This window comes from Massilia sp. METH4 (assembly GCF_037094685.1).
GTDB lineage: Bacteria > Pseudomonadota > Gammaproteobacteria > Burkholderiales > Burkholderiaceae_D > Rugamonas.
In genome coordinates this window covers 5,778,678-5,792,941 of the sequence record NZ_CP146614.1, presented here as the reverse complement: position 1 = coordinate 5,792,941, position 14,264 = coordinate 5,778,678, and the positions used below count along the sequence as shown (strand labels likewise).

General features: G+C 65.6%; 9 protein-coding genes. 1 reads left to right on the top strand and 8 read right to left on the bottom strand.

What is annotated here, in order from left to right; translation table 11 throughout:
• Positions 1 to 8: 8 nt before the first annotated feature.
• The 3 genes from V6Z91_RS25385 to V6Z91_RS25375 all read right to left on the bottom strand — a co-directional run bounded on the left by V6Z91_RS25385 (position 9) and on the right by V6Z91_RS25375 (position 4,677).
• Positions 9 to 3,161: an efflux RND transporter permease subunit gene (locus V6Z91_RS25385; protein ID WP_338762812.1), complete on the bottom strand. Its 3,153-nt coding sequence runs from the start codon at positions 3,159 to 3,161 to the stop codon at positions 9 to 11.
• An 11-nt stretch (positions 3,162 to 3,172) separates the two neighbouring features.
• The gene (locus V6Z91_RS25380) at positions 3,173 to 4,387 is read right to left on the bottom strand and encodes an efflux RND transporter periplasmic adaptor subunit (protein ID WP_338762809.1); all 1,215 of its coding nucleotides are present in this window, start codon (positions 4,385 to 4,387) and stop codon (positions 3,173 to 3,175) included.
• Positions 4,388 to 4,470: 83 nt separating this feature from the next.
• The gene (locus V6Z91_RS25375; protein WP_338762806.1) at positions 4,471 to 4,677 is read right to left on the bottom strand and encodes a hypothetical protein; all 207 of its coding nucleotides are present in this window, start codon (positions 4,675 to 4,677) and stop codon (positions 4,471 to 4,473) included.
• Between the two features lie 438 nt (positions 4,678 to 5,115).
• Here V6Z91_RS25375 and V6Z91_RS25370 point away from each other — a divergent pair, with 438 nt between their 5' ends.
• Complete coding sequence (locus V6Z91_RS25370) at positions 5,116 to 7,704, top strand: TonB-dependent receptor (RefSeq protein WP_338762804.1); 2,589 nt, start codon at positions 5,116 to 5,118, stop codon at positions 7,702 to 7,704.
• Positions 7,705 to 7,989: 285 nt separating this feature from the next.
• On the opposite strand, the gene V6Z91_RS25365 is transcribed toward V6Z91_RS25370, so the two are convergent.
• The 5 genes from V6Z91_RS25365 to V6Z91_RS25345 form a co-directional block, all read right to left on the bottom strand.
• Positions 7,990 to 10,173, bottom strand: a complete 2,184-nt coding sequence (locus V6Z91_RS25365) for a TonB-dependent siderophore receptor (protein WP_338762802.1) — start codon at positions 10,171 to 10,173, stop codon at positions 7,990 to 7,992.
• A gap of 204 nt (positions 10,174 to 10,377) precedes the next feature.
• Positions 10,378 to 11,013 carry a CatB-related O-acetyltransferase gene (locus tag V6Z91_RS25360; protein WP_338762800.1) on the bottom strand — a complete coding sequence of 212 codons (636 nt, stop codon included), beginning with the start codon at positions 11,011 to 11,013 and terminating at the stop codon, positions 10,378 to 10,380.
• Between the two features lie 59 nt (positions 11,014 to 11,072).
• The gene (locus tag V6Z91_RS25355) at positions 11,073 to 12,236 is read right to left on the bottom strand and encodes a Gfo/Idh/MocA family oxidoreductase (protein WP_338762798.1); all 1,164 of its coding nucleotides are present in this window, start codon (positions 12,234 to 12,236) and stop codon (positions 11,073 to 11,075) included.
• Complete coding sequence (locus V6Z91_RS25350) at positions 12,233 to 13,288, bottom strand: sugar phosphate isomerase/epimerase (RefSeq protein WP_338762796.1); 1,056 nt, start codon at positions 13,286 to 13,288, stop codon at positions 12,233 to 12,235. The genes V6Z91_RS25355 and V6Z91_RS25350 overlap by 4 nt, the downstream gene beginning before the upstream one ends.
• A gap of 10 nt (positions 13,289 to 13,298) precedes the next feature.
• Positions 13,299 to 14,246, bottom strand: a complete 948-nt coding sequence (locus V6Z91_RS25345; RefSeq protein WP_338762794.1) for a substrate-binding domain-containing protein — start codon at positions 14,244 to 14,246, stop codon at positions 13,299 to 13,301.
• Between the last annotated feature and the right edge of the window lie 18 nt (positions 14,247 to 14,264).

Here is a 14,264-nt window from a genome sequence, read left to right as displayed (position 1 = left end):
GCGGATCATCAATTCACCTCCTGGCCGATGGTCGCGGTCACGGCCGGTTGGTGCGTGCGCCGCCTTTCCCTGAACTTGCCGGCGATGAGCACGAAGAACAGCGGGATCATGAAGGTGGCCAGGAAGGTGGCCGTGAGCATGCCGCCGATCACGCCGATGCCCAGCGCGTTCTGGCTGCCGGCGCCGGCGCCGCTGGCGAGCGCCAGCGGCAGCACGCCGAGCATGAAGGCCATCGACGTCATCAGGATTGGCCGCAGGCGCAGCTTGGCCGCTTCCATCGCCGCTTCCATCACGCCTTTTCCTTCCATCTGCAGTTCGCGGGCGAATTCCACGATCAGGATCGCGTTCTTGGCCGACAGGCCGATGGTCGTCAGCAGGCCGACCTGGAAGAACACATCGTTTTCCAGCCCGAACAGCGTGGCCGCGCCGAGCGCGCCCAGCACGCCGATCGGCACCACCATGATGACCGAGATGGGGATCGCCCAGCTTTCATACAGCGCCGCAAGGCACAGGAACACGACGAGGATCGACAAGCCGTACAGCAGCGGTGCCTGCGCGCCGGCCTGCGATTCCTGCAGCGAGATGCCGCTCCATTCGTAGCCGATCCCCTCCGGCAGTTCTCCCATCAGGCGTTCCATGATCTTCATCGCCTCGCCCGTGCTGTGGCCGGGCGCCGGCTGGCCGAGGATCTCGGCCGAGGCGATGCCGTTGTAGCGCTGCACGGCCGGCGCGCCCCAGGTCCAGCGCGCGCTGGCGAAGGCGGAGAAGGGCACCATGGTGCCGGCCGCGTTGCGCACGTGCAGGTAGCGGATATCTTCCGGGTTCATGCGGTACTGCGCATCGGCCATCACGTACACGCGCTTGATGCGGTTGTCGGTATCGAGGAAGTTGTTGATGTAGCGCGAGCCCCAGGCCGTGGAGAAGGTCTGGTCCACGTCCGTCAGCGAAACGCCCAGTGCCGCGGCCTTTTCGCGGTCGATGTCGATCTTGTACGTCGCGTTGTCGGCCTGGCCGGAGAAGCGCACGCGGGCCAGCGCCGGCTCGTTCTTCGCCAGCTCCAGCAGCTGGTCGCGGGCCTTGGCCAGCGCCTCGTGGCCGAGGCCGCCGCGGTCCTGCATCTGCAGCGAAAACCCGGTGGCCGAACCCAGGCCGCGGATCGGCGGCGGCTCCACTGCCGTCACCTGGGCGCCCTGGTAATCGCCGTAGCGCGCCGAGATGCGCGCGGAGAGGGCGCCCACCGAAAGGTCGTCGGCCGTGCGCTCGTCCCAGGGCTTGAGCCGCACGAACAGGCGGCCCTGGTTCTGGCCCCGGTTCGGCTGGCTGGCGCCGATGGTGGCGAAGGTGGAATCGACCATCGCCTTTTCCTCGTTCAGCAGGTACTGGTTGATTTCCTCCAGCACCTTGCCGGTGGTTTCCAGCGTGTTGCCCGGCTGGGTCTGCACCTGCACGAACATATAACCTTGGTCTTCCTTCGGCAGGAAGCCGCCGGGCAGGCGCAGGAACAGGAAGGCGACCGCGCCGATCAGCACGGCGTACAGCGCCATCCACAGCCAGCGCCGGCGCACGACGGCGGCAACGCCGCCCAGGTAGCGGTCGCGGCTCGCATCGAAGCCGCGGTTGAACCAGCCGAAGAAGCCGCCTTTCTCGTAGTGATCCGGGTCCGGGCGCTTGAGCAGCGTGGCGCACAGCGCGGGGGTGAGCGTCAGCGCGATGAATACGGACAGCAGCATGGAGGCCACGACGGTGAGCGAGAATTCGCGGTAGATCGCGCCCACGGTGCCGCTGGAGAAGGCCACCGGCACGAACACCGCCGAGATCACGAGAGCCACGCCCACCAGCGCGCTGGTGATCTGGCTCATCGCCTTTTCCGTGGCTTCATACGGCTCCAGGCCTTCCTCGTGCATCACGCGCTCGACATTCTCGACGACCACGATTGCATCGTCGACCAGCAGGCCGATGGCCAGCACGAGGCCGAACATCGACAGCGTGTTCACGGTGAAGCCCAGCGCCGACATGATGCCGAAGGTACCGAGCAGCACGACCGGCACGGTGATCGACGGGATCAGCGTGGCGCGCAAATTCTGCAGGAACAGGTACATCACGAGGAACACCAGCGCGATGCCCTCGAACAGCGTCACCACCACTTCATGGATCGACACTTCGATGAACGGCGTCACGTCGTTCGGGTACACGACCTTCAGGCCGTGCGGGAAGAATTCCGAGAGCTCGGCAAGACGCGCGCGTACGGCGTCGGCCGTCGTCAGCGCATTCGCGTTGGGACCCAGCTGGATGCCGATGCCCGAAGCGGGCTTGCCGCTGTAGCGCACGTCCACGTTGTAGTTCTCCGGCCCCAGGGCCACGCGCGCCACGTCGCCGATACGCACCGCCGAACCATCCGGCTGCACCTTCAGCAGGATGCGGCGGAATTCCTCGGGCGTGCGCAGCAGGCTGGCCTGGTTGATCGTGGCGGACAGCGTCTGGCCGGCCACCGCGGGCGAGCCGCCCAGCTGGCCGCCGGAAATCTGCACGTTCTGGGCCTGGATCGCGCGGTTCACGTCCAGCGGCGTAAGCGCGTAGCTCGTCAACTTGACGGGATCGAGCCAGATGCGCATCGCGTACTGCGTGCCGAACACGTTCATGCTGCCCACGCCGGGAATGCGCGACAGCGGGTCCTGGATGTTCGAGGCCACGTAGTTGGCGATATCGAACTTGGTCATGCTGTTGTCTTCGGAAACGAAGGCGGCCACCATCAGGAAGTCGCTCGTCGATTTCGTCACGCGCAGGCCCGACTGCTGCACCTCGCTGGGCAGGCGCGGTTCGGCCGAGCGCAGCTTGTTCTGCACCTGCACCTGGGCGATGTCCGGATCGGTGCCGGGCGCGAACGTGAGGGTGGTAGTGGACTGGCCCGTGTCGTCGGTGGTCGAGGTCATGTACAGCAGGTTGTCGATCGCCGTCATCTGCTGCTCGATCACCTGCACCACGGTGTTGGCCATCGTCTCGGCCGAGGCGCCGGGGAAGGTGGCCTGGATCTGCACCGCGGGCGGCGAGACGGGCGGATACTGCTCGACCGGCATCTTGTACAGCGCGATGCCGCCCACCAGCATGATCAGCAGCGAAATCACGATCGCGAAGATCGGCCGCTGGATGAAGAATTTAGCCATGCGTCGTCACCTCAGCGCGCTGGAGCGGGGCTGGTGGCCGCGGGTGCCGCGGCCATGCTCGAGGCCGGCACGGTGCGCGGCATGACGACGATGCCCGGTTTCAGCTTCTGCACCCCGCTCACGATCAGCCGTTCGCCATCCTTCAGGCCATGCTCCACGAGCCAGTGGCCGTCGACCAGGGAACTCGCCTGCACGGTGCGCACCTGCGTCCTGTTGTCGGCGCCGACCAGCATCACGGTCGCCTCGCCCTGCGGGGTGCGCGTCACGGCCGGCGCGGGCACGCGCACCACGCCCTGCCGCACCCCCTGGTCCACGCTGGCGCGCACGAACATGCCGGGCAGCAGCAGCTTGTCCGGGTTCGGGAAGCGGGCCCGAAGGGTCACCGAGCCCGTGTCCCGGTCCACCGTGACGCCGCTGTACTCCAGCACGCCGGGGTGTTCGTAGGTGCTGCCGTCTTCCAGCTTCAGGCGCACCCGGGCCTTGCCGGTCCCTTCCAGCTTCAGGCTGCCGTTGGCGATGTCGCGCCGCAGCGCCAGGCCTTCGGCGCTCGACTGCTGCAAGTCCACGTACATGGGATCGAGCTGCTGGATCGTCGTCAGCAGCGTGGCCGAGCCGCCCTGCACGTAGGCGCCCTGCGTGACCTGCGATACGCTGCTGCGCCCGCTGATCGGCGCCGTGACGCTGGTATAGCCCAGGTTGATGCGGGCCGTGGTCACGGCCGCCTCGGCGGCGGCCACGTCGGCGGCCGCCTGCAATTGCGCCGCCTGGGCATTGTCGAACGCCTGCTTGCTGACGGCATTGCCGCCCACCAGCACCTTGTAGCGCTCCAGTTGAGCGGTGGTACTGACCACGTTCGCCTTGGCGCGCTGCAGCGTGGCCTGGGCGCTCGCCAGTTCCGCGCGGTACGGGGCTGGATCGATCAGGTACAGCGGATCGCCCTTGCGCACATCCGCGCCCTCGACGAAGCGGCGATCCTGCACGATGCCGTCGACCCGCGCGCGCACCTCGGCCAGAAGGAACGGCGCGGTGCGGCCGGGCAGTTCGAGCGCGAGCGGCACGCTGCTGCGCTCGACGGTGACGGTGGAAACGACGGGCGCGGCGGACGCCTTCTTGGGCGGCGAGTCGGCGCCGCAGCCGGACAGGGCGGCCGCGACGAACGTAATGGACGTAACAAGCGCGCCCGTGGCAACCAGGCCGGCGGGGCGCAGCAGGGATGGAAATGGCATAACGGTCCAGGTGACAAATTAACGATGGATCCTCGAAGCCTGCACTATGCCCGGCGGCGGCTAAACGGAGGATGTCTGAATCATTAATTATCGTTAATCTTCGGCGCAGGCGTGTTTTCCTTGGCGGGCGAGGCATTGCGGAGATTCCTGCGCCGCTGCGCCTCGCCGGCCAGCACCCGCGCGATCACCGCCTCGGGCAGCGCTTCGCGGCGCAGCAGGCGTTCGGCGCGGCATGTGCCGACCTGGTCGGCGATGGCGATGGCGGCCTGCACCATGACCGCCTTGGTCACCGTCGACGGCGCGATAAATTGTGGCGAAATCGAGACGCGAATGACTACTCAATCGCTAGTGACGTGCGCTGCTCGGCGGTTAAAACAAGGCAGGCATAGCGATGTGATTGCGCAACCAATGCTGGCATCGTTTGCAGGCGCGCCGCGTGACTACTCGGCCGAAACACCCCGGAAACTGCAGGGTTGACCATTTGATATGCGCTAACGCCGCAGACCCTGCAGGGCCCCTCAGGCGGAAGCAAACGATGCGGATGCTGATGTCGATTTTGATATCGAAAACGGGAAAAATTTGATTGGATGCGTAATTTCCCGAAGCTAATATGGGTTCGCAGCATCACAAAATCGTTGCCAAAGGCGACGAACAAAAAAATGACAGACAACTGGAGACGCAGCATGAAATCAACTGAAACCGCTTCGGTTCGCCCATCCGTTCGCCCAATGAAAATGAAGATGTCGGTTGCCGTGCTGGCCGGCGCGGGCATCCTGTCCGGTGCGTCGGTATGGGCGCAGGACGCGCAGGTGGCGGCCGAACAGCAGGCCGCCAACGCCACCACGGTGGTCGTGACCGGCGTGCGCCGCGCGGCCCAGAGCGCGCAGGCCATCAAGCGCAATTCCGACGAGGTGGTCGACTCGATCGTCGCCGAGGAAGCCGGCAAGTTCCCCGACAAGAACGTGGCCGAGATCCTTGGCCGCGTGTCGGGCGTGCAGATCCGCCGCGAGTATGGCGAGGCATCGAACGTGGTCATTCGCGGCCTGACGGGGCTCGTCACGCTGCTGAACGGCCGCGAAGTCTACACCTCGCGCGATCGCAGCCTGTACCTGGCCGATATCCCGACCACGATGCTGCAGCGCGTGGACGTGTACAAGACGCAGGGCGCCGAGATGGTGGAGGGCGGCACGGCCGGCGTGATCGACGTGCGCACCGCGCGGCCCTTCGACTTCGCCGGTTTCAACGCCAACGTGCAGGCACGCGTGGAAAACCGCGACAAGTCCAAGACCAACGACCCGCAGGCATCCGGCACGATCAGCAACCGCTGGAAAGGCGAGTTCGGCGAGTTCGGCGCGCTGCTGGGCCTGTCCTACCAGAAGGGGAACTATCACGACGAGGTGACGTGGAATTCGCCGCCGGCCGCGGTGCTGGGCGCCGGTTCGCCGGTGACCGGCCCGTTCGACCTGGGCCACGTGCTGTACCAGGGCAAGCGCGAGCGCACGGCCGCCAACTGGGCCTTCCAGTGGCGCCCGAACCGCGCCCTCGAGATGTTCGCCGAAGGCTGGTCTACCCGCATCGACCACGATGCCCAGCGCCAGTTCTTCGTGGCCAACCAGGGCTGGGGCCCGACTTCGCAATACACGCTGATCCCGGGTACCAATCAGGTGGCCACCGTGACGAGCCCGAATTCCAATCCTTTCACGCTGTCCTCCACGCAGGCGCCGAACGACGATTCGGAAACCCACCAGGGCGCCATCGGCGCACGCTGGAAAGTGAACGACGACTGGACCATCACTACCGAGCTGGCACGCACGAACAGCAAGTGGAAGCAGGACTACCCGATTCTCGACCTGCTGACATCGCCGCCAACCGTGTCCGGCGAGACCTACCGCAACGGCGGCGGCTACTTCACGTATCCGGGCTACGACATGGCGAATGCGGCGAACTATCGCCTGCACACACTCTTCGACAACTGGAGCAATGCGCGCGGCCAGTCGAACGACTGGCGCGTGGATGCCACCTGGAATCCCGGCACGGACGGCTTCCTGAAGGAGATCAGCTTCGGCGTGCGCCTGGCCGAGCGCAAGGCGCAGTACCAGCACGAGAGCAATGGCCAGATCGGCGCTCCGGCGGGACTGCCTTCGCCGACTTCGCTGCAGGGCTTCGCCTGCCAGTCGATGGAGATGGCGAACGACTACGGCCTGGCCAGCTGGATCACGCCGTGCGCCAGCTTCATGCACTCGAACATCGACCAGTTGCGCCAACTGTACGGCCGCCCTGCCGGCAAGGGCGCGCCCGACCCGTATTCGCTGTACACGAACCAGGAAGACACCAGCGCCGTCTACGCCAAGACGAAGTTCGGCTTCACCGTCGCCGGCATGCCCGTCGAAGGCACGGCCGGCGTGCGCGTGGTGCGCACGGAGCTGGACGTGAACGGCTTCAACGGCATCTGGACGAACGGCGTGCTGAACCCGGTGGCCGTCAACAAGAAGACCACCAGCACCGACGCGCTGCCGAACCTGACCTTGAAGGCCCACGCCACGGACGAAGTCATCCTGCGCCTGAACGCCGGCAAGGCGATCCAGCGTCCGGCCTTCGCCGACTTCAACCCGGGCACCACGTACAACGCGGGCGGCGGCGGCACGGTGGACCCGAACGGCAACGGCGGCAACCCGGACCTGAAGCCAATCGAAGGCACCAATGTCGACGTGGCGGCCGAATGGTATTTCGCCCCGACTGGCAGCGTGACGGCCACCGTGTTCAACCACGATTTCAAGAACTACGTGATCCGCCGCCAGGACTTCGAATCGGTGAATGGTGTGCGCTATCTAGTGGAACGGCCGCGCAATATGGAAGGGGGCAGGCTGAAGGGCATCGAACTGTCCTACCGACAGTTCTACGACTTCCTGCCCGGGTGGCTGGGCGGGTTCGGGCTGGAGGCGAACTACACGTACATGGAAGGGCACCTGGAAGACCGCGGCGTGCAAAGCCCGTTCGTGAACATGTCCAAGAACGCCTACAACATCGTGGCACTGTACGAGCGCGGCCCGTGGTCCGGCCGCCTCGCCTACAACTGGCGCTCGAAGTTCGTCGACACGTACAACTACCGCGGCCTGGGCTTCGACCTGATCGTCGATCCGATCAAGACCGCCGACGCGTCGATCACCTACAAGGTGAACGACAAGGTCGGTATCACGCTGGACGTGGAAAACCTGAATGACCGCAAGTACCACGACTACCACGGCATCGCCAGCAATCCGCGCGATATCCGGCGTTATGACCGGGTGATTGGCCTGTCGATGCGCTGGAAGCTGTAAGGTTTTTTGTCGTTGGGGGATTTGGCGCGTTGCCGGCTTGCCGGCGACGCGTTTTTTTTTACAGAGTCCGCGGCGCGCGCTGGTGGCTGCGGCGCATGCTGGTGTCGAACATTTTTGCCGGGCGGGTTTCCCGGGAAAAGTGTGCGACACCGGTTTTCCTCGGAGGTTGCGACCGGTATTCCTCGCAGGTCGCGGCAGGTGCATGAGAACACCGGTGTCGCACACGATTTTCGGGCAAACGGCTCCCGAAAATCATGTCCGACACCAGGCGCGCTGGCAGCTGGATCAGAACCGGTACCGCAGCACGGCCGACACGCTGCGCGGCGCCTGGTAGGTGATGGCGTTGAAGGCGGCAAACATGGCGTAATGCTTCTTGTCGAAGGCGTTGTCGATGTTCAGCTGGGCCGACAGGCGGTCGTTGATGTCGTAGCGGGCCATCAGGTTGACGAGGGCGAAGGAATCCTGCTCGATCCGGCCGTTCGTGTTGGCGGGAGCGGTCGGATCGGCCGTCCACGTGCTGCCTTCCCAGTTGGCGCCGCCGCCCACCGTCAGCTTGCTCCACGCGGCCGGGAAGCGATACGTGGTGAACACGCGAAGCGTCTTGCGCGGGTAGATGCTGTTGAACTCCTTGCCGTTGGCTTCTTCGGCCTTGAACCAGGCAAATCCCGCGGTGGCATTCCAACCGCGTGCAAGCTCGCCGGACAGTTCAGCCTCGAACCCCTTGCTTTCCGCGCCTTCCGCGGCGCGGTAGTAGGGCTGGGGCAGGGCGGCGGTGCCGCGCGTGCCCGCTTCCACGCCCAGCTTGTCCTGCTGGATGCGGAACACCGAGAATTGTGCGTTCAGGCGATTGTCCAGGAAGGCGCCCTTGATGCCCGCTTCGTAGCTCTTGCCGACGATCGGGTCCAGCAGGTTGCCGTTGACATCCTTCAGGTTCTGCGGCTGGAAGATGTCGGTGTAGCTGGCGTAGGCCGACCAGTTGCGGTCGATGTCGTACACGATGCCGGCGTAGGGCGTCACCTCGCGGTCGACCTTGATCGCGTAGGGAGCGTCTCCGACACTGTCGCCAACTTTCTCGTAGTTGCTGACACGTGCGCCAACGATCACCTTCAGTGGATCGGCCAGCGAGAAGCGCATCACGCCATACAAGCCTTCCTGCTTCGTTTCGTTGTTTTCATACCAGGTGCGTGGACCCCAGCTCGGCTCCGGATAGGCGCCGGGATTGAAGTTGTTGAAGTCACCCACGGCGGAGCTCACACCGCCGAAGTTCGCCGCGCGGTTGTCGGACCTGAATACCTGCTTGGAGTGCAGGTAGCCGAACGCCGCTTCGTGCTGGCGGCCGCCGAGCGCGAACGAGCCGCTGGCGTGCAGGCTGAGGTCGTCCTGCTTCACGCGGGTGTTGTATGAACCGGAAAAATCATTCATGCCAAGACCGGTTGCGCGGTTCGGCGTGCCCCACAAATACAGCAGGTAAGTGTCGCCACGGCGGTCGCCGCTGCTATACGAGCCGCGCACCGTCCAGCCATTGGCGAACTGGTGCTCGAGGTTGATGAAGGCGTTGTTGTAGCTGCTGCTCCACGTCGTCCAGTCGGCTGCGGTGGTCTTCGACACATCCCAGTCGGTGCGCGTGCCATCGGTATAGTAGAACGGCAGGCCGCCCCACATCGACCCTTTCGGATCGGTTTCCTGGCGGCTGATGCCCGCCGACAGCAGCGTGCCGGGCGCCAGGTCGGCCTCCACGGTGGCGTACAACGTCTTGTCCTTGTTCTTCAGGTAGTCCACCCAGCTGTCGGCCTTGCGGTATTCGCCGACCACACGGGCGCGCACGCTGCCCGAGGCGTTCAGTCCCGTCGACACGTCCACCATGGCGCGGCGCTCGTTCCAGCGGCCGATCTCCAGCTCCGCCGTGCCGGTGAGTTCCTTGCTGGTGGCGCGCTTGCGGATCAGGTTGATCGCAGCCGATGGATTGCCGGCACCCGTCATCAGGCCGGTGGCGCCGCGCACGATTTCCACGCGCTCGTACAAGGCAAGGCTGCCCAGCGTTTCGCCGGCGCTCCACGACTGTTCCCAGGTGGTCGGAATGCCATCGATCTGCAGGTTCGTGATGTCGAAGCCGCGCGCCGTGAAGCCCGCCCGGTGGGTTTCATACTGGTTGACCGAGACGCCGGTGGCGTTGTTCACCACGTCCGTGATCGTGGCCAGGCCCTGGTCTTGAATGCGCTCGCGGGTGATCACGGAAACGGCTTGCGGGGTTTCGCGGATCGACATGTTCAGCGGCGTGGCCGTGCCGGTGACGCGGGTCGTGTAGCCGGCGTCGGTTTCGCGCTGCGCCTGCACCTCGACCGTCTGCATCACGGCTTGCGGTTCCTCGGCGGGCTGGGCCAGGGCGGCCAGCGGCATGGCCAGGCCGGCGGCGATCGCCAGCTTGCGCCCCGGGGTGCGCCCGGCGGCGGGGCGGGTGTTCTTCTTCATGTTGTTGTCCAATCGGTGATCAAGGCCCGCCGTGCGGGGCGCAGGCAGGGCCCAGTGTAAAGAGAACATGAATGATAACGATTCGCATTTAATTGTCAATGCAAAGCTTGTAACAGGACAATATGGCGACGGCGAAAGCGGAGGGGGGCGGCGGGAGAAAGGGGACCGGGACGGCACCGCTCGTCCCGGAAGAAATGCGCGAGGTCAGCCGGCGGCGCGCTCCAGCGCGTCGACATCGCCGCCCCGGATCAGGCCGAGGTGCGCGGTGACCCAGTCCGCCGGCCGGTCCCACCACGCGATGGCGGCAAGCCTGCGCACGGTGGCGGCATCGAAGCGCTCGCGGACCACGCGTGCCGGATTGCCGCCGACGATTGCGTACGGCGGCACATCCGACGTCACGACGGAGCGGGCTGCCACGATGGCGCCGTCGCCGATCCTCACCCCGGGCATGATCAGCGCATCGTAGCCGATCCACACATCGTTGCCGATCACGGTGTCGCCCTTGTACGGCAGGTCGCCCGGTGCCGGCATTGCCGATTCCCAGCCATTGGCGAAGATGAAGAAAGGATAGGTGGAGATGCCGTTCATCTGGTGGTTGGCGCCGTTCATGATGAACCGCACGCCCCGCGCTAGCGCACAGAACTTGCCGATCCTTAGCTTGTCGCCAACGAAAGGGTAGTGGTACAGCACATTGCGCTTGAACTGCTCGGGGCCGTCCGGGTCGTCGTAGTACGTGTAGTCGCCGATCTCGATGTGCGGGTCGTCGATCACGTTCTTCAGGTAGCAGACTTGCGGAAAGCCCGGCATCGGGAACGGGTTGGCGGGATCGGGGCCGTGCATCGTGTCTTCTCCTGTTCGGCGAAAACGGCAAGCTTACCCGATCCGCCCGACCCGCTCCATCAGCCGGCCAGCCCGGTCCAGCGCGATCCCGCCTTGTGGCTTGCCAGCACCGCATCGATGAAGCGCATGCCGGCCACGCCATCTTCCACGGTCGGCAGGGCCGTGGTCTCGGCCGGCAGCGGCCGGCCGGCGTTCACCGCGTGGATGCGCGCCGCGGCATCGCGGTACAACTGCGCGAACGCTTCCAGGTAGCCCTCCGGGTGCCCGGACGGGATGCGCGTCGCATATTCCGCCGCCGTGCCCCGTACCCGGCCACGCGTCAGCCGCTGGGCGCTGCCGCCCTGCGGCGTGAGCCAAAGCTCGTTCGGGTTTTCCTGGTCGAATGCCAGGGCGGCCTTCGTGCCGAACACGCGCAGCTTCAGCGCATTCTCGCAGCCGGTCGCCATCTGGCTCGACCACAGCATGCCGCGCGCGCCGTTCGGGTAGCGCAGCATTACCTGCACGTGGTCGTCCAGCACGCGGTTCGGCGTGAACGCGTGCAGCTCGGCCAGCAGTTCATTGGGCTGGATGCCGCTGACGAAACCGGCGAGATGGAACGCGTGCGTGCCGATATCGCTGGTGCAGCCGGTGGGGCCGGCGCGCTCCGGGTCGTTGTGCCAGTTGGTGCGCTGGAATTGCTCGCTCTGCGGGCCCGCCTCGGCCATCCAGTCCTGCGCGTACTCCACCTGGATCAGCCGAACATCGCCGATCGCGCCGGAGGCAACCAGTTCGCGGGCGTGGCGCACCATCGGGTAGCCGGTGTACGTATGCGTCAAGGCGAAGACGCGGTTTTTCTCGCGCGCCAGGGCGGCCAGCGCCTCGCCCTCGGCGGTCGAGATGCCCAGCGGCTTGTCGCAGATCACGTGGATGCCCGCTTCGAGGAAGTCGGTGGCCACCGGCGCGTGCAGGTGGTTCGGCGTGACGATGGCGACGGCATCGATACCGTCGTCGCGCGCCGCCTCGGCGCGCGCCATTTCGCGGAAATCGGTGTAGCAGCGCGCCGGGTCGAGGCGGATCGCCGCGCCGCTGGCCAGCGCGCGTTCCCGATTGCTGGACAACGCGCCGGCCACCACTTCATAGCAGTCGTCCAGCCGGGCCGCGATGCGGTGCACGGCGCCGATGAAGGCGCCATCGCCGCCACCCACCATGCCCAGGCGAAGTTTGCGAGGTACCGTGTTCGTCATGCTCCAATCCCCATCAGGTTGCGCAGCGCGCCGCGATCGGCGCCGCTGCCGGCGAAATCGTCGAAGGCCCGTTCGGCCACGCGGATGATATGGCGGCGGATGAACTCGGCGCCTTCGCGCGCGCCATCCTCCGGGTGCTTCAGGCAGCACTCCCACTCGAGCACGGCCCAGCCGGCGTAGTCGTACTGCGCCAGCTTGGAGAAGATCGACGTGAAATCGATCTGCCCGTCACCGAGCGAGCGGAAGCGGCCGGCCCGTTCCACCCAGCCGTTGTAGCCGCCGTACACGCCTTGCCGCCCGTCGGGCCGGAACTCGGCATCCTTCACGTGGAATGCCTTGATGCGCTCATGATAGATGTCGATGAAGGCCAGATAGTCGAGCTGCTGGAGCATGAAATGGCTAGGGTCGTACAGGATGTTGGCGCGCGGGTGGTTGCCCACGGCGGCCAGGAAGCGCTCGAAGGTCACGCCGTCGTGCAGGTCTTCGCCAGGGTGGAGCTCGTAGCACACGTCCACGCCGGCATCGTCGAACACGTCGAGGATCGGCTTCCAGCGCTTCGCCAGCTCGCCGAACGCTTCCTCGACGAGGCCGGCCGGGCGCTGCGGCCACGGGTACAGGTAGGGCCAGGCCAGCGCGCCGGAAAAGCTCGCGTGTGTATTCAAGCCCAAGCGGCGCGACGCCTGCGCGGCCGCCTTCACCTGGCCGACGGCCCATTCCTGCCGTGCCTGCGCATTGCCGCGCACGTGCGGCGCGGCGAAACCGTCGAACAACTGGTCATACGCCGGGTGCACGGCCACCAGCTGGCCTTGCAGGTGGGTGGACAGCTCCGTGATCTTCAAACCGTGCTCGGCTAGCACGCCGGTGATCTCGTCGCAATACGTCTGGCTGTCGGCGGCCTTGTCCAGGTCGATCAGGCGCGGGTCGGTCGGCAGCTGCACGGCTTCGTAGCCCAGGCTTTTCGCCCAGCCGGCCAGGCCGGCCAGCGTGTCGAACGGCGCTTCGCTGCCCATGAACTGGGCCAGGAAGATCGCCGGTCCCTTGATGGTCTTCATGCTGGTCCTCTTAATAGGGAGAGTTCGGGTAGTAGAACTGGCTGGCGTTCTCTTTCGTGATGAGCACCGAGGGAATGATCGTCTTGGCCGGCAGCGCTTCGCCCTTCAGCCGGGCGGTGGCCGTCATCTTGATGGCGTCGTAGATGAACTTCGGCGAATACGACACATTGGCCTGCACCAGCTTGTCGCCGTCGATCACTTTCTTGACGGCGAACTTGGCGCCGGCGCCGCCGAACACTTCCTTGATGTCGGTCCGTTTTGCCTGCTCGATCGCCTTCAGCGCGCCGATGGCCATGTCGTCGTCGGCCGCCCACACGGCGTCGATCCCCTTGAATCGTGTCAGGTAGTCCTGCATGACCTTGAAGGCATCGTCGCGGTTCCAGTTGCCGTATTTCGCATCGAGCACCTTGATGCCGGGGTGTTTCTTGATCTCGGCATTGAAGGCATTTACGCGCTCGTTGTCGATCGTGCTCGGCATGCCGCGCAGCACCACGATATTGCCCTTGCCGTTCAGTTTTTTCGCCAGGTACTCGGCCGGCAGGCGGCCGAAGGCCGTGTTGTCGCCGGCTACGTAGGCGTTCTGCGCGTTGGGGCTGGTGAGCCCGCGGTCGACGACCGTCACGTACACGCCCTTGTTCTTCACCTGCGCCACGGGCTGGGTGAGCGAGGCCGATTCCAGCGGCAGGATCACCAGCGCGTTCATCTTGTTCACCACCAGCAGGTCCTGCACCTGGTTGGCCTGTTCCGGCGTGCTGCCGGCCGTCTTGACGATCACCTTCAGGTTCGGGTTGGCCGCTTCCAGTTCCTTCTTGGCCTGGTTGGCCCACCACACGATGCCGCCCGTGAAACCGTGCGTGGCGGTAGGGATGGCGACGCCGATCGTGACGTTCTGTGCCGCGATGGCGTGGCCGGCGCCGGCCAGCAGGCAGGCGACGGTGATGTTCTTCAGCAGATGCATATTGTCCTCTTTCTGGAA